This window comes from Nocardia wallacei, from assembly GCF_029869545.1.
GTDB classification, from domain to species: Bacteria; Actinomycetota; Actinomycetes; order Mycobacteriales; family Mycobacteriaceae; genus Nocardia; species Nocardia wallacei_A.
In genome coordinates this window covers 18,618-40,160 of the sequence record NZ_JARWQD010000217.1, presented here as the reverse complement: position 1 = coordinate 40,160, position 21,543 = coordinate 18,618, and the positions used below count along the sequence as shown (strand labels likewise).

Sequence of the window (21,543 nt, the reverse complement as noted above, 5' to 3'; positions counted from 1 at the left end):
GGAGCGGTGCGGATACCGTGCGAAGGAACGAGCGATTGTTCACAGATCGAACTGCCTATTTCCGGAGACCGAGCTGTCGGTCAGACCAACTGGGCGATAAGACGTTTGGCGTTCATGTAGGCGATCGCCTCGATCGACACCATCGGGTTGACGCCGGAGGAGGTGGGGAAGCAGGAGGCGTCGGCGACGACGAGGTTGGGCACCTCCCAGGTGGCGCCGTCCGGATTGGTGGCGGAGATATCGGGAGAGCCGCCCATGCGGGCCGAACCCATGATGTGCAGCGCCGCCATCGAACATTGGCCGGGGCCGTATCCGGCAGCGTCGCCCGCGGCGACGAAGTCGGCGTGCGAACCACGGCGACCGGGTTCGTACATGGCCCCGGCCTGGTGTCCGGAGAAGATGCGGCGGGCGCCCGCGGCCTCGAGAATCTGTGCGGCGCCGCCGATTCCGGTCCGCAGGTGTCCCCGGTCGTGGGCCGAGAGCCGGTACTTCACGACCGGTTCACCGCTGCGGTCGACCGTGACGGTGCCGTGGTCGCGGTCGCGGGTGATGACGCCGACCACGCCGGTGTGCGCGAGATCGAGCAGGGTGGCGCGATGCTCCGCGGCGCCGCGCCAGTTCATGAAACCGACCGCCAAGCCGGGCTGCACGGGTCCGGTCTCGTAGATGACGCCGTACCCGTCGCCGTCCAGATCCCTGTGGTGCCGGCAGATGCGGGCCTGCATCCCGCCCTCCCACGGCCGGACCTGCTCGTCGAAGACACCGTAGACCGCGGCGGCCGGGTGCAGGCGCAGGTAACGGCCGATGTTGTCGTTGCGCAGCCCCGATCGCTTCAGCAGCGCCGGGGTCTGGATCGATCCGGCCGCGGCGACGACCGCCCGGGCCCGCACCTCGATCCGGACTCCGGCGCTGGTGAGTGCCGTAACGCCCTGCGCGCGGCCGTTTTTCACCTCGACCGTCCGGACGTTCGCGTCGACCACCAGTCGTGCGCCGCGGGCGGCGGCGTCGGCGAGCCAGGTTTTGGTCACCGACTGCTTGGCGCCGCGGCGGCACCCGTAACCACAGCTGCCGCAGTCCACTCCGGCATCGCACGCGTCGGAGACGTTGCGCGGCAGGGAATCGACCTCCCAGCCCAGCGCGGTGGCGCCGCGTTCGAGAATGGCGTCGCGCGCCGAGAGCGGGGAGCGGCCGCTGTTCACCCCGAGCCGCTGCTGCACGGCGCCGAGCGCATCGTCGAATTCGGTTGTGCCGAACTGAGGTACGCCCAGGGCGGCCCATTCGGCGCGGACGTCGGCGGGGGTGGGTAGCGACGTGCTCCAGTTGACGACCGTGCCGCCGCCCAGGCAGGTGCCCGCGGCGAGGGTGAACTGTCCTTCGGCGGTGGCCTGTGGCCCGGGGGCATACAGCCGCAGCAGCCCCTCCAGTTCGCCGGTGCCGAAATCGGCGTCGTCGAAGTAGTCGCCGCGTTCCAGGACGACGACATCCAGGCCGGATTCGGCGAGCACCGCGGCTGCGGTGCCACCGCCCGCACCGGAACCGACGACCACGACGTCGCAGGACAGCGTGGTGGGTTCGGTCGGGCGCAGGGGCGCGAGCGCGGGCTGCGGCGCGTTCTGCAGCGGGCCGGGCGGAGCGGGGTAGCCCATCTGCTTCCACAGCGGGTTGCTTCCGGTCGGCCCGGGGGTGACGTTGTAGGCGAGCAGCGCGGCCGACTTGAGCGCCTGGAACAGCGTGCGTTTGGCCGCGAGCCGGGAATCTCCGAGCCGGAGCAGTGCCTGTTCGCGTTCGGCCTGCGACAGCTCGGAGAAGCGCCGCAGACCGCTGCCGGTGAGCAGCCCGAACAACCGGGAGTCCCACAGGTTCAACAGTGTCGCCAGTTGCTTCTTCTCGGCCTCGCTCGGATTGCGGGCGAGCATCCGCAAGACGGTGTCGACGGCGCCGATTTCGGTCGCCGAGGGCAGCGCCAGCCCGTCACCGGGGGCGAACGTGTCGCAGATGATGCCGAGTGCCGCGCGCTGCTTTGCCGTTGGCTCCATGAAGATTCCCCTTCGTTGTGCCTGGGGAGTTCTACCACAGAACAAGAATCGCCGCTCACTTATGTCGACTCTATGCCTGGTGTGTGGCCCTGGGATATACCAGATTGCTGATTCAGAAGATGTCCCCACCGACGGTAAGGCGACCCATGCTCCGCTCCGGCGGTGGCGCGCTGGCATCTCACGGGCCGGGATTGAAATCAGGTGGTCTACTAACCGTTTTCGTGTCCGTTTGATCCTGATTCAATGCCCGCATGACTCATCCGCGCAGTACCCGGATCCGGTTCGGCCGGATGGTCGCGCTCCTGCTCGCTACGGTTGTGGTCGCGGCTCTCACGGGGTGCGCGAACAATGACCAGGCCGCGGGACCGGCGGCGACCGGTCCGCTTCCGACCGAGATCCCGCCCGGTACGAAACTCGTTGTCGCCGACCAGCAGGAGCGGGTGCAGACCTGGCTGCGGGCCTCCGGCGAGCTGGAGCGGCTGCCGTTCACCGTGGAATTCGCCAACTTCGTGGGCGGCCCGGCCATCCTCGAGGCGTTCCGCGCGGGCGCGGCGGATGTGGCGCAGGTCGGTGATGTGCCGCCGATCCACGCCTTGGCCGCGGGGCAGGACGTGCCGATCGTCTCCGCGTACCAGACCGATCCGCTGTCGCTGAAATTCGGTGTGGCCCCGGGGATTTCGATTACCAGGCTGGCGGATCTGAAGGGCAGGAGGATCGCGTACGCCGAGGGCACCGCGCAGCAGGCGGCGGTGCTGCGCGCGGTGGCGAAGGCCGGGTTGACGACATCGGATGTGCAGCTGGTCCGCTTGCAGCTGAGCGAATTCCTCGACGCCACCCGCACCGGCCAGGTGGATGTGGCGCCCTTGATCGAGCCGAATGTGACGCGGCTGCTGCGGACCGCGGGAACATCGCTGATCCCGGACGCGGAGTTGTCCGGAATCTCGACCGGACTGTCGTACGTGTACGCGCGGCGCGCGGTCGTGCGGGATCCGGCGCGGGCGGCGGCGGTCCGGGCCCTGGTCGGCGCGCTCATCCGGGCCCAGCACTGGTCGAATCAGCACCGGGACGAATGGGCTCGCAGGTACTACGTCGACAGTCAGAAGGTCAGCGCCGAGGACGCGAAACGCATCGTCGATTCCCTCGGTGTGTATACGTTTCCGCATCTGAACCAGCAGCTCGTGGACCGTCAGCAGAGCACCGTCGACATCATCGACTCGGCCGGGGAACTGCCGAGGAAGGTCCGCGCCGCGGATGGTTTCGACCTGCGCTTCGACGAGGTCGTCACGCGGACGGTGACCGAGATCGGCGCCTCGTTCGGCACGGGAGCCAACTGATGGCCGTCATCGACCTCGGCGTCCTGCGGCGCCGTGCCGCCACCGTGGCCTCGACGCGCCGCGTGAATCGGCCGAAACTGGGCCCGGGAAAACCGATCCCGTTCGGCATCGCCCTCGGCCCGGTGCTGCTGGTCGGCGCCTGGATACTCGGATCGGCCACGGGCGCACCGGATCCCGAGACGCTGCCCGCGCCGTGGACGGTGGCCGAGACCGCGGGGGATCTGCTGGCCGACGGGCGCCTGCAGTCGAACCTGCTGACCTCGGTGCGACGGGCCGCGATCGGGCTGGCGCTCGGTGTGGCGGCCGGTGTGGTGCTGGCCCTGATCGCGGGCCTGAGCCGGATCGGGGAGGCCCTGGTGGACGGGCCCATCCAGATCAAACGGTCCATTCCCACCTTGGCGCTGATCCCGCTGTTCATCGTGTGGTTCGGCATCGGCGAGCAGATGAAGATCCTGGTCATCGTGACCAGCGTGCTGATCCCGGTGTACATCAACACGCACGCGCACCTGCGCAGCATCGACGCCCGATACGTGGAACTCGCTCGCACGGTGGAACTTTCGCGGTGGGAGTTCATCCGGCGCATCGCGCTGCCCGCCGCGCTGCCGGGATTCTTCACCGGTCTGCGGCTGGCGGTGACGATCTCGTGGATCGCGCTGGTGGTCGTGGAGCAGGTCAACGCCACCAGCGGGATCGGCTACCTGATGACACAGGCCCGCACCTACGGGCAGATCGACGTCATCGTCGTCGGGCTCGTCGTCTACGGCCTGCTGGGGCTGTTCGGCGATCTCGCGGTGCGAGTGGTGGAACGGAGGGCGCTGACATGGCGGCAGACACTGGCGGACTGACGGTCGTGCGCACGCGACAGCTGAGCCGCCGCTTCGGTGCTCGGATCGTGTTGCGCGACATCGACATCGAGATCGCGCGCGGGGAGTTCGTGGCGCTGCTGGGCCGCAGCGGCTCGGGCAAGAGCACCCTCCTGCGGGCGCTGGCCGAACTCGACGACGGCGTCGCGGGCTCCGGCGACCTGGACGTGCCCGCCGAACGCGCGGTGGTCTTCCAGGATTCTCGGCTGCTGCCGTGGATGCGGGTGCTGGACAACGTGATTCTCGGCCTGCGCGGCGGCGGGGCGCGGGCCCGCGGCCAGGCCGCACTGGCCGAGGTGGGCCTGGCCGGACGCGAAAGAGCCTGGCCGAAGGAGCTTTCCGGCGGTGAGCAGCAGCGGGTGGCGCTGGCCCGCTCGCTCGTGCGGGAACCGGCGCTGCTGCTGGCCGACGAACCGTTCGGCGCGCTGGACGCGCTCACCCGCATCCGCATGCACACGCTGCTGCAGGACCTCTGCGCCCGGCACACGCCCGCCGTGCTGCTGGTGACCCACGACGTCGACGAGGCGGTGCTGCTGGCCGACCGGGTGCTGGTACTCGACGACGGGCGCATCGCCGTGGACCGGCGGATCGACCTGCCGCGGCCCCGGCGGCACGGCACCGAGGATTTCGCGGCACATCGCGAGGCATTGCTGGCGAGCCTCGGCGTGATCGGTGACAACCGAAAGGACGGTACGGAATTGGCCGAGACGGGTGTGGCGGTATGAGCGACCGGCAGCTGAACCTCAACGCATTCATCTATCCCGCGGGTCACCACGAGGCCGCGTGGCGGCACCCCGACAGCCGGGCCGATCGCATCTACGACGTCACCTACTACCAGGAGATCGGCCGCACCGCCGAGGCCGCGAAGCTGGACGCGGTGTTCTTCGCCGACGGCCCGGCGCTGCGCACCGACATCCGCTACAACGCCGCACCCGGCCTGGAACCGATCACGCTGCTGACCGCGATCGCCTCCGCCACAACGCATCTGGGGCTGATCGCGACGGCGTCCACCACCTACTACGAGCCCTACAATCTGGCGCGGCTGTTCTCCTCGCTCGACCACATCTCCGGCGGTCGCGCGGGCTGGAATATCGTCACCACCGGCACCGACCTCGCCGCCGCCAATTTCGGGCTGGACCGGCACCCCGCGCACGCCGAACGCTACGCGCGCGCACGGGAATTCGTGGCCGCGGTGGTGGCGCTGTGGGACAGCTGGGAGGACGACGCGATCCTGTTCGACCGCGCGGCGGGCCGCTACGCCGACCCGGACAAGATCCACCGCATCGACTTCGAGGGCGAATATCTGCGCGTGCGTGGGCCGTTCAGCTCCGCCCGCACCCGGCAGGGCTACCCGGTGCTGGTCCAGGCCGGTGCCTCCAACGACGGGCGTGCCTTCGCCGCACGCTACGCCGAGGCCATATTCACCGCCCATCAGCGCCGGGAGGACGCCCAGTCGTTCTACGCCGACATCAAGCGCCGGGTCCGGGAGTTCGGCCGCGACCCCGACCACGTGAAGATCCTGCCCGGAATCAGCCCCTTCATCGGGGACACCGAGGCCGCGGCGCAACGCCTGGAGCGCGAATTCAACGAGCTCACCGTTCCCGAGTACGGGCTGGGCCAGCTCGAGAACATCGCGGGGGAGAAGCTGCGGCACCTGCCGCTCGACGAACCGGTCCCGGCCGAATTGTTCGCCGACGCGGGCGATGTCACCGACAACGCCGCCAGCCGGCGACAGGTCGTCGCCGGGATCGTGCGCCGCGACCGCCCCACCCTGCGCGGCCTGCTGCACCGGTTGGCGGGCGCGCGCGGCCACCGCGTCTTCGCCGGGACCCCCGAGCAGGTCGCCGACACCATCGAGGACTGGTTTCGCACCGGGGCCGCCGACGGCTTCAACATCATGCCGCCCTACTACCCCGGCGGACTCGAGGTCTTCGCCGCGACGGTCGTCCCGATCCTCCAGCGCCGCAACCTCTTCCGCACCGAATACACCGGCACCACCCTGCGCGACCACTTCGGGCTGCCACGCCCGCAGGGCCGTTCCGCGCAGTCTCCGGTTCCGGCGAGTCGAGCATAGATTCCCCATGTTCATGTCGCGCAGGGTTGGACTCCCCGGACGCGTCGGAAGGTCCGGTCGCGGACGCTCCGCTGCCGACCGCGGTGCCGCCGGGGACGCAGCTGGTCGTCGCGGACCAGCAGGAGCTGCTGCAGTCGGCGCTGCGTGCCTCCGGGGAACTGGAGCGACTGCCGTTCGAGGTGAGGTTCGCCGACTTCATCGGCGGCCCCGCGGTGCTGGAGGCGTTTCGCGCGGAGGCCGCCGATATCGCCCCGGTGGGTGTGTCGTTTCACGCGCTGACCGACGGGCGGGACGTGCCGATCGTCGCGGCCTGGCAGTACAGCAGCACGGCATTCGAACTCGCTGTGGCACCGGGACGTCCGGTCCGGACGCTGGCCGATCTGCGGGGCCGGAAGGTCGCCTACGCTCCGGGCACCGCCCAGCAGGCCGCGGTGCTGCGGGCCCTGTCCAAGGCCGGGCTGACACTCGGCGATGTGGAAGCGGTCCGGTTGCCGCTGGCCGACTTCAACGACGCCGTCCGCACCGGCCAGGTGGATGTCGCGCCGCTGGACGAGCCGCGGCTCACCCGCTTCTTCCGCACGCCCGGCGCGACGGTGCTGCCGGACGCGGAGACCGCGGGCATCTATCCGGGGCTGGGATACCTGTACGCGCGGCGGGCGGTGGTGCGGGATCCGGCGAAGGCGGCCGCGGTGCGCGCGTTCGTGGCGGCCTTCATCCGGTCGTTCCACTGGGCGAACACCCATCCGCAGGAGTGGGCGCGCCGGTACTACATGGAGAACCAGAAGGTGAGCGCCGAGGATGCCACCCGGATTCTGAATGCCCTGGACGGCAACGTCTTTCCGCATCTGGACCAGCGGCTGATCGATCGGCAGCAGCAGATCCTCGACCTGATCCACCAGACCGGCGAGCTCCGGCGGCAACCGCGGGCCGCCGACGGTTTCGACCTGCGCTTCGACGAGGTGATCACCCGGACCGTGACCGAGGTCGGCGCGGCCTTCGACCGGCCGAGCGGGTGAGCGCCCGCGCGCTCACCCGCGTCGTCGTCGGTGCCGATCGCTCACGCGGTGGCCGCGCCGAGGAATCGCCAGGTGTCGAGCTGGGCCTCGGTTCCGCCCAAATCCGTTTGGGTGACCAGCAATTCGGTGGCTCCGGCGTCGACATATTCCCGTAGCCGGTCCTCGACCTCCGCCTCGGTGCCGATGACCGCGAGGTCCGCGGCGGACGCGACGCCCTCGCGGTCCAGTACCGCGCGGTAGGACGGGATGGTGTCGTAGAAGGCCATCTGCTCGGCCGCCTGCGCGCGGACCCGTTCCGGCTCGGTGGTCACCACCGCCGCGACGCCCGCGATCACGCGCGGGCGCGGGCGACCCGCCGCGTCGGCCGCGGCGGTGAGCCGCGGCACGATGTAGTCGCCGAGGGTGCGCGGACCGGCGAGGAACGGGACGATGCCGTCGGCGAGTTCACCCGCCGCCGCCAGCGCCTGCGGCCCCATGGCGGCCACCACGATATCGGGATTGTCACCCCCGGCCACCGCGGCGGGCATCGGGGTCACCGCCGTGAGCGTGTCTCCGGTGAAATCGACTGTGCCGGTGGTGAATACGGACCGCAGCACGGTGAGGTACTCCCGCAGCCGCCGGACCGGACGGTCGCTGCCGACCCCGAACGCGGGCTGTTCGAGGGTCGGCGCACCCAGGCCGAGCCCGAGGGTGAACCGACGGTCGGCGGCGGCATGGGCGGTCTGGGCCTGGCTGGCCACCACGAGCGGGTGGCGCGGGTTGATCGGCACCACCGAGGTCCCGACGGCCAGCCCCGGGACCGCCGAGCCCACGACGGCCGCCAGCGAGAGGGAGTCGTAGTCGAAGCGCTGACCGAACCAGACCCGGCCGATTCCGGCCTGCTGTGCGGTGCGGGCCTGGGCGATGACATCCTGAACGGCATTGACGGCGCCGGCGTGCGGGGCGATCGCGATTCCGATCGGTGCGGGAAACGTCATGACTTTGCGCAACGCCGTTCCGGTGGAAGCTATTCCGCAGCGACCGGACTGCGCGCGGCAGAGAATCCGTGGGCGCGATTACGGTTCGAGTTGCGTTCGCAGCATCGTGGTCCCCGAATCGCGCACGGCCTGCTCCACATCGAGGGCCCGCTGCCGATGACGCGCGGCCGATTCGTGGTCGCCGACCCCCTGGAAGGCGGCGGCCAGGCCCTCGTACGCGGCGGCTTGCTGATACGAGTCGGGCAGCGCGACGGCCAATGCCTCGGTGTGTGAACCGATCGCCTCGCGATACGATCGCGCCGCGACATGCACGGCGCCAGCGCTGTTGAGCGCCATCGCCTCCAGGTTGCGGTTGTAGGTGGCCCGGAAGTGGGCGGCCGCTTCCTTGTGCTGGCGCAGAGCCTGTTCGTAGTCGCCGAATTCGCGGTAGACGGTGCCGAGGCGATTGGTGGCGAAGCCCTCCAGGAACGTCAGCCCGATCGCCCGGGCCTCGGCGACCGCGCGGTGGCCGTGCTCGATGGCGTCATCGAATCGGCGTGCGTCCCGGTAGATTCCGGACAGACCGCACAGCGCGTGCGCCCGCCCGGACGCCAGGTCGCGGTCCTCGGCGATGGACAATGCCGCGCACAGGCATTCGGCCGCCGATTCCAGCCGCCCGCGCTGCCGGAGCAGGAAGCCGAGATGGATCAGCGGCCGATAGGCGAGCGTGGCCCGGCCGCAGCGACGATAATGGTCGACTGCCTGTCGCAGGTCCTCGATCGCCTGATCGAGCCGCCCCTCCAGGCCGCGCAGCATCCCGAGCGTCGCCAGGTCGGCGGCCCGGACCAGTGGGTCGTCGGTATCGGCATGCAGATCCAGCGCCGCCTCGAGATCGCCGACCGCGTCGGCGATCGGCAGGCCCAGTCTGGTTTTCACCAGACCGAGCTGACGCAGTGCGGTCGCCCGCGCGCACGGGTCCCCGCGGTGCGCGGCGCTCGCGACGGCCCTGGTGTGGACCGCCCACGCGCAGTCGAGGTACCAGCCGATATCGAGGTAGCCGCACAGCGAGGTGGACAGCTCGGTGGCGTAGGTGCCCAGGTGCTGCTCGGCCGCGACCACCGCTGCGCGGATCAGGTTGGCGTGCTCGGTCCGGAGCCAGTCGAGGGCGCCGGTGTAGCCGGACAGCGCGGGCATCGGCGTGCCGAGCGGGGCCGGGTCGGTGCCCGGGCCGGAGTCGAACGGATCGATCAGCTCGGCCGCCGCGGATGCCATGCGCACGTAGTAGTCGAACAGGCGAGTGAGCGCGGCGGCTCGGTCCCGCGGGGTCTCCTCGGCCTCGCAGAGTTCGGTCGCGTATGCCCACAGCAGGTCGTGGAAGCGATAGCGCCTGCCGATCTTCTCGTCGAGAATGCTGGCGCGCACCAGGATTCGCAGATGTTGCTGCGTGGTACGGATATCGGCGATACCCGCCAGGGCCGCCGCCCCGTACAGGTCGAAGTCGCGCCCCGGATGCAGCCCGAGCATCCGGAACGTCCGGGCGACCGCCGGTTCGAGACGACGATACGACGCGCCGAAGACCGCCCGGAGGGATGCCCGCGGATCCTGGTCGGTGTCGAGGTGGTCGAGCATTGTGCCCTGGGTGGTGAGATCGTCGAGGAGATCGCCGATCCGGTGACCAGGCTGTGCCCGGACCCGCTCGGCGGCGATACGCAGGGCCAGCGGCAATCCGGCGCAGCGTGCGATCAGCTCCGCGGTGGCCTCCGGCTCGTCGTGGCGATCGGCGCCGAGTACCCGGCCGAGCAGCCGCCGGGATTCGGCCGCGGTCAGCGACGGCAGCTCGAGCCGGATCGCGCCCTCGCGAGAAGACAAGCCCGGCAACGTATCCCGGCTGGTGACCAGCACGAAGCAGTCGGCCGCGCCGGGCAGCAGCGGGCGCACCTGGTCGACGCTCGAGGCATTGTCGAGGATGATCAGCAGACGCCGGTGCGCGACCACGGTGCGAAACAGCGCGGCGCGTTCCGCCGGATCCGGCGGAACGACCGAGCCGTCGACGCCGAGCGATCGAAGGAAGACCACCAGCGCGTATTCCGCCGTCACGGGGTCGTCCGGACCGTAGCCGCGCAGATCGATGAACAGCTGACCGTCCGGGAACTGCGCCGCGGCCCGGTGCGCCCACCGCACCACCAGTGCCGTCTTACCTACACCCGCCATCCCGGTGAGCACGACGGCCGGTGCCGACTGGGAACCTTCGGCGCGAAGCCGGTCCAGGCAGGCGAATTCCTCCTCGCGGCCGACGAAATGCGTTCCGGGGCACGGAAGTTGAGACGGCGCGACGCGGGGTGCGGCGGCCGTGCCCGACGGTATCGGCTCACCCGCGAGAATCGCGCTCTCCAGTGCCCGCAACTCCGGCCCGGGGTCGAGACCGAGTTCGTTCGCGAGCGTGGTGCGGGCGCTGCGGAATGCGGCCAGGGCCTCGGCCTGGCGTCCGGCGCCGTGGAGCGCGGCCATCAGCAGCCAGTGCACCCGTTCGCGCAGGGGATGCCGCTCGGCGAGGTCGGCCAGCTCGGCGATGACCTCGCCGTGCCGTCCGCGCCGAAGTTCGGTGTCGTACAGCGCTTCCAGCGCGACCAGCCGACGCTCGGACAGCCTGCGGCTCTCGGCCGCGATATCGGGCAGGTCGACATCGTGGTACGGGGTGCCGCGCCACAGTCGCAGCGTCCGCCGGATCAGTTCCGCGCTCGCGGCCGGGTCGTGCGGGGCCAGCTCACGGGCCCGATCGAGGTCGTCGCAGAATCTCTCGGCATCGAGCTCCCCGGGGTGGACGCGGAGCCGATATCCGCCCGGGCCGAAGGACAACCGATCGGGATCGTCCAGGACCGAACGCAGCCGATGCACCAGCACCTGCAGCCGTCGCGGGCCGCCGTCGTCGGCTCCGTCGGCACCCCAGAGGGTGGTGAGCAGCCGGTCGGTAGGAACGGACCGGTTGGCCCGGGACAGCAGCATCGCCAGCAGGCCCTGCCGCAGCGCCCCCGATACCTCCACCACCTCGCCGTCACGATGAACCTCGATCGGACCGAGCACCGCGAATCGCATCGGACATTACCTCCCCGGCCTGCCCGGGTGGCAGCCGGACAGAGTTGGATGTCCTAGCTATAGCAGTGGGAATCGGGGTTTGTCAGCGCCCCTGTTTCCGGGGCTTCAGCCGCGTTCCTCCCTGATCGCCCGGACGATGTCGGCGATCGCTCCGTTGATCATGCCGGTCGCCTGCGACGCGTCGGCCGGTTTCGCGATGGGCGGGGTGTCCGCCGTGATCAGGTAGCGCCCGTCGTCCTCCAGATCCCGCCAGCCGAACGTGCGCCGGGTGACGCCGCGGGGGCCGAATTTCGAACGGCCCTGGGATATTTCGATCTCCCCGATGCGCTGCGTGGCCGCGCCGAGGAAGGTGTGTGAGCGGGGCCGGACCCACTCGTCGGACCTGTCCTCGACGAACGACCGGCCGAACGAGTAATCCATATCATCGCGCGCCGCGACCTGAGAGGCGAGCACGATCTCGCCGTGTTCGCCCGCGTCGGCCTTCGGCAGGGCGGCCACGACCGCGTCGGCCAGGGACAGGGCATCGTGCTCGACGGCGGTGAAACCGCCGCTGTGCCACACTGTTTCGCCCGGCAACTGCCGCATCACATACGCGGCGCCGCCCCGGCGGACCCCGAGCACCCGGATCCGCTCCTCCGGATCGCGTGGATCCCGACCGCCGCGGCCGTTGACGATGATCCGGATGTCCGGGCGGGCAACGGATTCGAGGAGGTCGTCACAGCTACGGCCCAGTTCGTGATGCAGTCGCTCGCGAACCCTCAGCTTCTCCCGCAGATAGTCGTCGCGGTACGGGATGCGGCTGGTGAAGACGAAGGGCCGTGGCAGCACGCGGTCGCGCATCTCCTCCCAGAGGACCACGAATTCGATATCGGAGAAATTCCAGGTCCGCTTCACTGCTGTTCCTCGAGGACCGGGCGCACCGAATGGGGCGCCTCGCCGAATGCTTCCAGCAGATGGGATTTGGCGTCGAGGTAGTCCGGGCGTTTGTGGTCGCCCGGCCGCTGGCCCGCCCCCGCGCCCGCGCCGGGCGGCATCGCCCCGCCGCCCATCGGCGCGGGCGGCGCCCCGCCCGGGGTGGCGACCGGCGTAGCGGCGGATCCCGGAATGCCCGCTCGCGGAAAGAGTTTCGACATGCGGTCGGCGGCCAGAGCCTGCGGTGCGCCGCTCCCGTTCGGTGCTCCACCGGCTCCCTTCCCGCTACGACCCGACAGGGCGGAGGCCGGGGTCATCCTCGGCCCGCCCGCGGCCCCGGCACGAGCAGGAGCGGCGCCTGCGGGTTCCCGTGCCGTCGCGGGATCGGCGGCGTCCCCCGCGCCACGGGCAGCGTTCTGGGCCAGGCCCGCGAGCTGCCCGAGCGGATCTCCGGCGCTTCCAGCGGATTCGGGTTTTGTGGTACCGCCGTCGGGCGGGCGGGGGCCGTGGGACCCGGCTGGTGTCATCGGTGTGTACCCGGGGCCGGTGCCTCCCGGGTAGCCCCCGGGAATTCCCGGGCCGCCGCCGTTTTCGCCGTCGTTCTTCTTGTCGTTGCCCTCGAGGTCGATGGACCCGGCGATCGGAGTCGTCGGTTTCTTCAGCTCCGGGATGGCGCCGTCGGAACTCGCGATGCCGGGACCGTAGATTACGTCGACCGCGTTGCGGGCGTCGTAGAGGACCTCGTCCTCGTCCGCGTAGCACTGCGAGGGGTCAGGCATCTTCGTCCATGTGACATCCAGCCACCACGCCGTGTAGGACAGGTTCGCGGCCATCGCCTGCATCTGATCCGTCAGCCGCCCGGCGTCTGCGACGTACGCCTCGGTGGCGCTCACCGCCTTGTTCGCCGCGCTGCCCTCCCACCGCGGTTCCTTGTCGATGCAGTCGGTGAGCTGTTCACCGAATTCACCGAATGCCGTGGCCAGGTGGGAGCCGAGAAATCCCCATACCTCGGCGGCGTACTGCACGGCCGAGGGGTTCATTTCTTGGCGCATGTTCTGGAGTTCCGCCATACCCAAGTGGGATCCGGACTCGATTTTGTTCACGCGCCGCTCGAGATAGCCGATATTGCTGTCTCCCGGTGGAAACGATTGCCCCGGACTGGCTTTGCTGTACGCGGAACCGAGCGCTTCGGTCTCGCTGACGTCGCTCGATTTCCCGAAGACGTCGTATTCGTCCCCGACCTTCGAGGCCCCGGATGCGGCGGAGGCCACATCCTGGATCGCGGCACCGGCTTTGGAGATCGACCCGTTCGCCACAGGCTCCGGGGGTCGGCTGTGCGCGTCGGAGTATCCCCACTCCTTGAAGACGTCGGTCGCCTTCTGGGGCGCGGTCAGGTTGTCGAATCCTCCTGCCGCACCACCGTCGGCTTCGGCATAGGTTTTGCCTGCCTCGACGAATGCCATCATCATTTCGGACAGAATCTCGTAATGACTGTCCATTCGATCACGAAGCAGGCTTCCTCGCTTCGACATCCGGTCTGCCAGTTCGGCGCCCGAGTTCAACGGTGAGAACGCCTTCAGCTGATCGATGTCGAAAACGCGCTGCTGCACCCCCAATATGATTCCCGCCATGTCGGCGCACTTCTTGGCGCAGTCGAGCGCGACCTTGTCGTCGATCTTTATGCGGCCGTTCGATGCCAACTCCGCGATCTTCCCCCACGTTGTCTCGCCCAAGATTCCCCTCCTCATGATTCGCCGCGCCGAGTATCCGGCGCCGGAACCTTGCCTGGCTCCATCGTGGGGGATCGCGCTTACCCGGCGCTTACACCTCGATCACACCGCCGGTGCGGGCATCGTCGCGGTTGACCATGCCGTTGCGGCATAGTTTCGAATGGAGGCAGGTGAGGCGTCCGCAACCGAACGGAGTGGTTATGGCTTGGAGTACGCGTGAGATCGCCGAGCTCGCGGGTACCAGTTTGCGGGCGGTGCGGCATTATCACGAGGTCGGGTTGCTCGAGGAGCCGGAGCGTCGCTCCAATGGTTACAAGCAGTACGGTGTGGCTCATCTGGTCCGGTTGCTGCGTATCAAGCGGCTGGTGGATCTGGGGTTCTCGCTGTCCCAGATCGCGGAGATGGGCGATGCGGACCATCATCCGGAGGAGGCGTTGCGTGCCCTCGACGCCGAGCTGGCGGCGACGATCGAACGGCTGCAGCGGGCGAGGATGGAGCTCGGTGTCATCCTGGGCCGGTCCGCGCCGACCCCGATCGATCTGCCGCCGGAGTTGGTGCCCGCGCCCGGTACGCCGATGTCGGAGGCGGATCGCTCGTTCGTCACCGTGATGAGCAGGGTCCTCGGCCCGGCCGGAATGGCCGCCTACGCCGATCTTTTGAAGAATCCCGTCGTCGATCCCGCCGGTGCGGATTTCGATGAGCTGCCCGCCGACGCCGACGAGCGGACCCGCGCCGAGTTGGCCGCGCGCCTGGTTCCCTTCGTGCGGTCGCTGTACCGGGAGCATCCGGGCCTGCGCACGATGTCCGCCGATGCCCCGCGGGGCGAATCGTTCGCCCAGCGGACCTTCGGCAAGGCCGTCGCCGACCTCTACAACCCCGCCCAGGTGGACGTGCTGCGCCGAGTGAGCGTGCTGCTCGAAGCGTGATCGGGCGGCACATCGGCGGTGGCGTGGGCTAGCCGTCCGGCTCGAGGTCGGTGACGCTGGTGCCGGTGGCGACGTCGAAGGGCACCGAGACCTGGTCGTGCGCGATCAGCCAGGAGCCGTCGACCTTGCGCATCCCGAAGGTGGCCCGGACCCACATACCGCCCACGGGCGCACCGTCTTTCAGCGTGCCGCGCAGCCGTCCGAAGGCGTGCCCGAATGCCACGCTCCCCTCCGCGGTGAAGCTCAGGTCGCGGACGTCGTAGGTCACGGTCTCGAAGAACTGGAACACCTTCGCCCAGTTCGCGAGCTTGGCCGCCAGTCCGACGTGCTGTAGCGGCGGTTCGACGTCGAACGAGATGACGTCGTCGGCGTAGAGCTGCCGCAGCGCGTCGAGATCCTTGGCGCGCAACGCCTCGGTGAGCTTGTCGATGTGGCGGCGCAGCTCGATATCGGTGGCAGTGGTCATGATCCGGCTCCTCAGGAATTGACGAGAGTGGTGTCGGCGCCCGCCCGCAGCGGCGCCAGCGCCGTGCTCCAGGCCAGGACCTGATCCAGCGTTGTGCCCAGGGCGGCCGCGTGATGGTCGCGCGGTGTGAAGGTGGTGTTGTTCTCGAAATCGGTGAGCACGGAGATCGCGACCTGGTAGCCCACCGCGGCCATGCCGAGCGTGCTGCAGACCGTGCGCAGCTGCACCACCGCGCGGGCGCCGCCGCCCGCGCCGTAGGACACGAACCCGACCGCCTTGTTACTCCACTGCGCGAACAGGTGGTCGAGGGCGTTCTTCAGCACGCCGGGGGCGCCGCCGTTGTATTCCGGGGTCACGATCACGAATCCGTCGAACGGGGCGATCCGCTCGGCCCAGGCGCGGGTGTGCGCATGCTCCGACGGGCCGAACATCGGGGGCATCGGCTCGTCCAGATGCGGTAGTGGATGGTCGCGCAGATCGATCAGATCGAACTCCGCATCGCCGCGCCGCGAGGCCGAATCCAGCACCCACCGGGCGATCTGCGGACCCCTGCGGTTGGGCCGGGTGCTACCGAGGATGATGCCGATTTTGGTCATTGTCGAAACTCCTGCTTGGCTGAACCTGCTACGACCTTCCGACGACGCAGCCGTCCGGAATGTCAGGCCTCACGAAACGGGTCGCTGATTCGTCGGTTTCGGTGAGCACACACGGACCGGAGGAGCCGACCATGACCGACCCGCAGCAGGCCGCGGTGACCGGCGAACGCCGCCAGCTGATCAACCTCGCCTACCGGCTGCTCGGCTCGCTGGCCGAGGCCGAAGACGTGGTCCAGGAGGCGTACGCGCGCTGGTACGCGCTGTCGGAGTCGCGGCGGCGGGAGGTGGCGGTGCCCGGCGCGTGGCTGACGACGGTCACCAGCCGGATCTGCCTCGATCTGCTCGGCTCGGCGCGCGCCCGGCGGGAAAGCTATGTGGGCGAATGGATTCCGGAGCCGGTGCCCGGACGGTCCGACTGGCTCGGCGGTCCGATCCCCGCCGATCCGGCCGACCGGGTCACCCTCGACGAGTCGATCAGCATGGCGTTCCTCGTCGTCTTGGATTCCATGACCCCGGCCGAGCGGGTGTCGTTCGTCCTGCACGACGTGTTCCGCTACTCCTTCGCCGAGGTCGCCGAGATCGTCGGGCGCACCCCCGCGGCCTGCCGCCAGCTCGCCTCCAGCGCCCGCCGCCGCATCGACACCCCGCGCGACCCGTCGGGCGCCGAGCGCGCCGAGGTGGTCCGGGAATTCAAACAGGCTTGGGAGACACAGGATATCGAGGCCCTCATCGGCCTGCTGGATCCGCGGGCGACCGCGACGGCCGACGGCGGCGGCAAGGTGCTGGCCTTCCTCGAGCCGATCACCGGCGGCGAGCAGATCGCCCTCGCGTGGGTGGAAATCGGCCGCCGCACGACCGGGGTGACCCTGCTGGAGCGCACGGTGAACGGGCAGCCGGGCCTGGTCGCCGAGGTGGACGGCGCCGTCATCTCGGTCTATGCCTTCGATATCGCCGAAGGCCGGATCACCCGCATCTGGGTGATCCGGAATCCGGAGAAACTACGGCCCTGGACGGGCGGTGATCGCTAGGCCGCGACACGCTCCGAGCGCGTCGGCCAGCGGCGGTGCTCGGCGTCGATCACATAGACGTGGCTGTGCCGATAATGACGCTCGTCCACCCGGACCGCGTCGGCCAGCCGCGCCGGGGCGATGCGGCCGACCTCGTGCAGATGCGGCAGCTCCGGCGGATCGTGACGGGGCCACATGCGCAGTGCCACAAGGATTCCCGCGCCCGCGAACCCGGCCAGGGCCGACCAGGTGACGGTGAGGCCGGCGGTGGTCAGCCATCCGGCGACCGGATAGGTGAGCAGCCACGCCAGGTGCGACAGGGAGAACTGCGCGGCGAACAGCGCGGGCCGGTCGGCGGCGTGCGACGAGCGCCGCAGCACCTGCCCGGTCGGCGTGAGCACCGCCGCCGTGCCCGCCCCGACGAGCGCCCACACGCCCAGTGCGGCGCCCCAGCGCCAGCCGCCCGCCGCCGCGGCCGACAGCGCGACGGCCGCGCCGAGCCCCGCGATCAGGGCGGCCGCACCCGCCAGCATGACGGGCCGGGCGCCGGTGCGATCGAGCAGCCGGGGCACCGCCACCGCGACGAGCATGGTGCCGAATCCGTTGGCGGCCAGCAACATCGCGACCTCGGACTGGGAGCCGCCGAGCGTGTCACGCACGTAGTTGACCGTATTGACCATGATCATCGATCCGGCGGCGGCCACCACCAGATTCAGGCCGAGCAGGCCGCGCAGGCGTGGTGTCGCGGCAAAGATCCGCATTCCCACCGTGATTCGGTCCCGGAACGAGCCGCCCGTGGTTCGCACCGCGTTCGGGACACGCGTCGCCACGACGAGGGCGGCCGAGACCGCGAATCCGATCGCGGTGCCGACGAACAGCCAGTGGAAGCTGATCACCGCCAGTGCCGCCGCCGCCAGCATCGGGCTCAGCAGGGTTTCCATGGTCGCGGCCAGCTGCGCGGCGGACAGGGCCCGGGTGTACTCGCGTTCGTCGGGGAGGATATCCGGGATGATCGCCTGGTAGGTGGGGGTGTAGGCCGCCGAGGCGGTCTGCAGTATCGCGATCAGCACGTAGATCTGCCACACCTGGCCGATGAACGGGAGCAGCAGGACGATCGCCGCGCGAATCACGTTGAGCGCCACCAGCAATGAGCGGCGGGGGAATCGGTCGGCGTAGGCGGCGACGGTCGGCGCGACGGTGACGTAGACGAGCATCTTGATCGTCAGGGCGGTGCCGAGGACCGCGGCGGCGTCGGCCCCGGCCAGCTCGTAGGCCAGCAGGCCCAGGGCGACCGTCGTGAGTCCGGTGCCGAACAGTGCGGACACCTGTGCGGTGAAGAGACGGAGGTAGTCGCGGTGGCGGAACAGAGCGGGCAACATAGGTGGGTTGCGCATCGGAGATACTTCCTTGCCGAGGGTGGGGGAGGGGCGCGGGAGCTGGGACAGCGGCATTCGCACATGGGCTTGTCTCAGTTGCCGGTGGTGAGGGTGAACGCGGCGGTGCGCACCGTGTCGTCGTGCTTGAAATCCAGGAACAGGCGGTAGGTTCCGGGGCCCGGGACCGCGGTGTGGAAGGTGATCTCCGGGCCGGGCGCGGTCACGCCGTCGCCGGGTTCGCCGTTCGGGTGCACGTGGACGTAGGCGAGGTCGCCGGCGCGCAGCACCACCAGGTGACCGTAGGCCGCGAGGTAGGGCTGCAGATCGGTGACCGGCTCGCCGTCCTTGCGGACGGTCAGCGTGAGCAGTTGTCCCGCACCGGGAACCAGATCGCCGTCGAGGGTGACCTCGTAGTCGTCGATCACCGCGGTGCGTGCCGTCTCCGGTGTCGGCTGGGGATCGTAGGCGCCCGCCACGGCGAGATCCGCACCGAGAGTGAGGGTTCGGCCGAGGGCGGTGGGCTGGATGTCGGTGAACACCCGGTAGGCGCCCGCGGCGGGCAGCGTGAGCCGCACGGCCCAGGTGCCGTCGGGGCCGAGTTCGGGGTGGACGTGCCAGAACCCGGTCAGTTCCCGCTGCACGACGATCAGATGCAGATCCCGGTCGTGCAGTCCGTCGTACTCGGTGACGGGCCGATCGTCCGGGCCGAGGATCCGGAACCGGAAGTCGATATCCCCCGGCCGCACGATCCGCTCGGCCAACTCCAACGTGTACCCGTCCTGAGTAACCTGCAGCCCACCCGGCAGCCCGCCGCCGTGCGCGCCGTGCGCCCCATGTCCCGCGTGACCGCCGTGTGCCCCGTGGGTTCCGTCTCCGGTCCGGGCGTCCTGCGCGTCGTGCGCCCCGTGCGCTGCGTGCGCGTCGTAGGTCCCATGTCCCGCCTGCGCGTCCTGATCCCCATGTCCTGCGTGCGTGGTGTGGGTCTCGTGTCCTGCGTGCGTGGTGTGGGTGGTCATTGTTGTGGCCTTTCCGATCTTCGTTGTCCCGACGAACAGAAAGTTATACCCCTGGGGGGTATATGGCAAGCGCGGATGCTGTGCCGTGCCTCACGGCATGGGTGGGGTGCTGTTCAGGATTCGATCAGCGACAGCTGGGAGGCGATCTCCGCGGCCGCGGCGCACACCTGGTCGGCGGCCCGCCGGGTGTCCTCGGCCGGGAGCCGCGCGGCCAGCGCCGCGATGCTCACCGCCGCGCGCACGGCCCCGGTGGAGTCGCGGATGGGCGCGGCCACGCCGACGACGTTCTCGTCGAGTTCGGAACGGGAGACCGCGAATCCGGCCTTGCGGATCTCCGCGAGGCGCTTGTTCAACCGCCGGGGATCGACCAGGGTCTTCGGGGTGAACCGCCGCAACGGCGCCTCGGCGAGGACCGCGTCGATCTCCTCCGACGACGCCCAGGCGAGCAGGACCTCGGCGGCCGCGCCCGCGTTGATGGGCAGCACCTGCCCGCGGTCGTAGGACAGCCGCACCGGTCGGCTCGCCTCCACCCGCTCGAGACACACCACGACGTGGCCCGACCGCCGGGTGAGCAGCGCCGTCTCGCCGGTCTGCCGGGCGAGTTCGCGCATCACCGGCAGCGAGATCTCGGACAGGCCGATGCCCGCGCGGGCCAGCCGGGCGAGCTGGAAGATCCGCGGCCCCAGCCGGAACCCGCCCGGCGCGTCCTCCATGAATCCGGTGCTGACCAGCGTCTGCAGATACCGATAGGCCGTCGACCGGGCGACGCCGAGCTGCTGCGAGATCTCCGCGCCACTGAGGACGAGCCGATCCTCGGAGAACAGCTGCAGAATGTCGAGCGCCCGGTCGGCAGTGGAATTCCGCTCCCGATATCCCACCGATTTCCGAACCTTGGGTCCTGCCATACAGGACAGTCTAAGGATTCCCCCCGATTCCTTCGCGTACCGTCGAAGCAATGCCACCCGAAAAGACTTGGCAGCACACCGTTCTCACCCCGCCGCCGTGGCCACCGCTGCTGATCGCGGCGCGATGGTGGGTGCGCTACGGCCCCGGGACGATAATCGAGCAGCGGCTGGTGCGCGAGTGGCTCGATATCGCCCTGCGGCAGCGTCCCCGTCGGCGGCGGGTCGTGCGTACCCGCTACGGCGGGCGCTTCCACATTCCGACGACGCTCGACTTCATAGCCCGCGCGATCTACCTCCACGGCTGCTGGGAGGGCAGCGTGTCGGCGCTGGTGGCCGCGCGCCTGCGGCCGGGGGACCGGTTCCTCGACATCGGCGCCGCCGGTGGCTGGTACAGCGTGCTCGCCGCGGACCGGGTGGGACCGAACGGCGCGGTCGTCGCCGTGGAGCCCGCCCCGGCCGCGCTCGGGCAACTGCGAGCCAATCTGAACCTCAACGGCCGCACCAACGTTCGGATCGTGGCGGCGGCCGTGACCGCCGAGCCCGGGCCGGTGCGCCTGTATGTGCCCGGCCGCGGCAACGACGGGGCCACGACGACGATTCCGCCGGATGATCCCGTCGCGGAGTTCGCCGCGGCGGGGCGGCCCCTGGCCGAGATCGTGGGTCCGGGCGATCTCGAGAACGCTCGGATGATCAAGGTCGACGTCGAGGGTGCCGAAGGCACGGTGCTGTCGCAGTTGGCACGCCTGGTGCCCCGGTTGCGTTCGGACTGTGAGATTCTGGTCGAGGTTACGCCGAAATGGCTTGCGGCCATGGGGCATACGGTAGACGAGATTCTGCAACCACTCACGGACAAAGGCTTTCGCGTATTCCGGGTGCCCAACTCCTACGCGCCCGAGGATATGACCGTGGCCGCGCGGCACCCGTCGCCGCCGATTCCGCTCACCGGCGCGATCACTCGGCAGACGGATCTGCTGCTCACCCGCGGTGCGGCCGCAGCCGACCGGCCCACCTCGCGGCGGAACTCGGCGTCCTCGCGTTCGAGCAGGGCTACGCCCGCTGGCTGGAGGCCGACGGCGACGCCGCCCTGGCGGCCTTGGAGGAGTTGCGGGGGCGAGCCGCTCCCTCGGCTGGGTGTTCCCGCGGTCATGCGGGGAAGTCGAGGTTGATCCTCCGCTTACGACTGGGTAGGGTACCGGCCGCACGGTAGGTAGAGCGCAATTCCGGTTACCCGTAGGAG

General features: G+C 69.9%; 18 protein-coding genes. 8 read left to right on the top strand and 10 right to left on the bottom strand.

Annotated features, from left to right (window positions below):
* Window positions 1-80: 80 nt before the first annotated feature.
* Window positions 81-2,036: an FAD-dependent oxidoreductase gene (locus QH290_RS18515; RefSeq protein ID WP_280384177.1), complete on the bottom strand. Its 1,956-nt coding sequence runs from the start codon at window positions 2,034-2,036 to the stop codon at window positions 81-83.
* Between the two features lie 251 nt (window positions 2,037-2,287).
* Between QH290_RS18515 and QH290_RS18510 the strand changes: the two genes are divergently transcribed.
* The 5 genes from QH290_RS18510 to QH290_RS18490 are packed head-to-tail and all read left to right on the top strand — an operon-like array spanning window position 2,288 to window position 7,323.
* Complete coding sequence (locus QH290_RS18510; protein ID WP_280384175.1) at window positions 2,288-3,370, top strand: ABC transporter substrate-binding protein; 1,083 nt, start codon at window positions 2,288-2,290, stop codon at window positions 3,368-3,370.
* Window positions 3,370-4,215, top strand: coding sequence for an ABC transporter permease (locus QH290_RS18505; protein ID WP_280384173.1), 846 nt, complete (start codon window positions 3,370-3,372; stop codon window positions 4,213-4,215). The genes QH290_RS18510 and QH290_RS18505 overlap by 1 nt, the downstream gene beginning before the upstream one ends.
* Complete coding sequence (locus tag QH290_RS18500; RefSeq protein WP_280384171.1) at window positions 4,191-4,958, top strand: ABC transporter ATP-binding protein; 768 nt, start codon at window positions 4,191-4,193, stop codon at window positions 4,956-4,958. Before QH290_RS18505 ends, QH290_RS18500 begins: the two co-directional genes overlap by 25 nt.
* Window positions 4,955-6,307 carry an LLM class flavin-dependent oxidoreductase gene (locus QH290_RS18495; protein WP_280384168.1) on the top strand — a complete coding sequence of 451 codons (1,353 nt, stop codon included), beginning with the start codon at window positions 4,955-4,957 and terminating at the stop codon, window positions 6,305-6,307. Before QH290_RS18500 ends, QH290_RS18495 begins: the two co-directional genes overlap by 4 nt.
* A gap of 26 nt (window positions 6,308-6,333) precedes the next feature.
* A complete protein-coding gene (locus QH290_RS18490; protein WP_280384166.1) occupies window positions 6,334-7,323 on the top strand; it encodes an ABC transporter substrate-binding protein in 990 nt (329 codons plus the stop codon).
* A gap of 41 nt (window positions 7,324-7,364) precedes the next feature.
* Here QH290_RS18490 and QH290_RS18485 read toward each other — a convergent pair whose 3' ends face one another.
* From QH290_RS18485 to QH290_RS18470, 4 genes are all read right to left on the bottom strand, one after another.
* Complete coding sequence (locus QH290_RS18485; protein WP_280384164.1) at window positions 7,365-8,300, bottom strand: TIGR03564 family F420-dependent LLM class oxidoreductase; 936 nt, start codon at window positions 8,298-8,300, stop codon at window positions 7,365-7,367.
* A gap of 78 nt (window positions 8,301-8,378) precedes the next feature.
* Window positions 8,379-11,372 (bottom strand): AfsR/SARP family transcriptional regulator, encoded by a 2,994-nt coding sequence (locus tag QH290_RS18480; protein ID WP_280384162.1) that lies wholly within the window; start codon window positions 11,370-11,372, stop codon window positions 8,379-8,381.
* 105 nt (window positions 11,373-11,477) lie between these two features.
* A complete protein-coding gene (locus tag QH290_RS18475) occupies window positions 11,478-12,266 on the bottom strand; it encodes an ESX secretion-associated protein EspG (protein WP_280262232.1) in 789 nt (262 codons plus the stop codon).
* Entirely contained in the window at window positions 12,263-14,017 is a 1,755-nt protein-coding gene (locus QH290_RS18470; protein WP_280384160.1) for a PPE domain-containing protein, read from the bottom strand. Before QH290_RS18470 ends, QH290_RS18475 begins: the two co-directional genes overlap by 4 nt.
* 197 nt (window positions 14,018-14,214) lie before the next feature.
* Here QH290_RS18470 and QH290_RS18465 point away from each other — a divergent pair, with 197 nt between their 5' ends.
* Window positions 14,215-14,940, top strand: coding sequence for a helix-turn-helix domain-containing protein (locus tag QH290_RS18465; protein WP_280384158.1), 726 nt, complete (start codon window positions 14,215-14,217; stop codon window positions 14,938-14,940).
* Window positions 14,941-14,968: 28 nt separating this feature from the next.
* Here the strand turns inward: QH290_RS18465 and QH290_RS18460 are convergent, their stop codons facing one another.
* Both QH290_RS18460 and QH290_RS18455 read right to left on the bottom strand, forming a co-directional pair.
* Entirely contained in the window at window positions 14,969-15,406 is a 438-nt protein-coding gene (locus QH290_RS18460; protein ID WP_280264808.1) for a YybH family protein, read from the bottom strand.
* Between the two features lie 11 nt (window positions 15,407-15,417).
* A complete protein-coding gene (locus tag QH290_RS18455) occupies window positions 15,418-16,002 on the bottom strand; it encodes an NADPH-dependent FMN reductase (RefSeq protein ID WP_280384156.1) in 585 nt (194 codons plus the stop codon).
* 131 nt (window positions 16,003-16,133) lie between these two features.
* On the opposite strand from QH290_RS18455, the gene sigJ reads away from it, so the two are divergent.
* Window positions 16,134-17,030: an RNA polymerase sigma factor SigJ gene (gene sigJ, locus QH290_RS18450; protein ID WP_280384155.1), complete on the top strand. Its 897-nt coding sequence runs from the start codon at window positions 16,134-16,136 to the stop codon at window positions 17,028-17,030.
* Here the strand turns inward: sigJ and QH290_RS18445 are convergent.
* The 3 genes from QH290_RS18445 to QH290_RS18435 form a co-directional block, all read right to left on the bottom strand.
* Window positions 17,027-18,403 (bottom strand): MFS transporter, encoded by a 1,377-nt coding sequence (locus QH290_RS18445; protein WP_425303624.1) that lies wholly within the window; start codon window positions 18,401-18,403, stop codon window positions 17,027-17,029. The two genes, sigJ and QH290_RS18445, sit on opposite strands and share 4 nt — an antisense overlap.
* 74 nt (window positions 18,404-18,477) lie before the next feature.
* Window positions 18,478-19,401: a hypothetical protein gene (locus QH290_RS18440; protein WP_280384153.1), complete on the bottom strand. Its 924-nt coding sequence runs from the start codon at window positions 19,399-19,401 to the stop codon at window positions 18,478-18,480.
* Between the two features lie 113 nt (window positions 19,402-19,514).
* Window positions 19,515-20,306, bottom strand: a complete 792-nt coding sequence (locus QH290_RS18435) for an IclR family transcriptional regulator (protein ID WP_280384150.1) — start codon at window positions 20,304-20,306, stop codon at window positions 19,515-19,517.
* A gap of 50 nt (window positions 20,307-20,356) precedes the next feature.
* Here QH290_RS18435 and QH290_RS18430 point away from each other — a divergent pair, with 50 nt between their 5' ends.
* On the top strand, window positions 20,357-21,472 hold the full coding sequence (locus tag QH290_RS18430; protein WP_280384148.1) for an FkbM family methyltransferase: 1,116 nt from the start codon (window positions 20,357-20,359) through the stop codon (window positions 21,470-21,472).
* Window positions 21,473-21,543 lie beyond the last annotated feature (71 nt).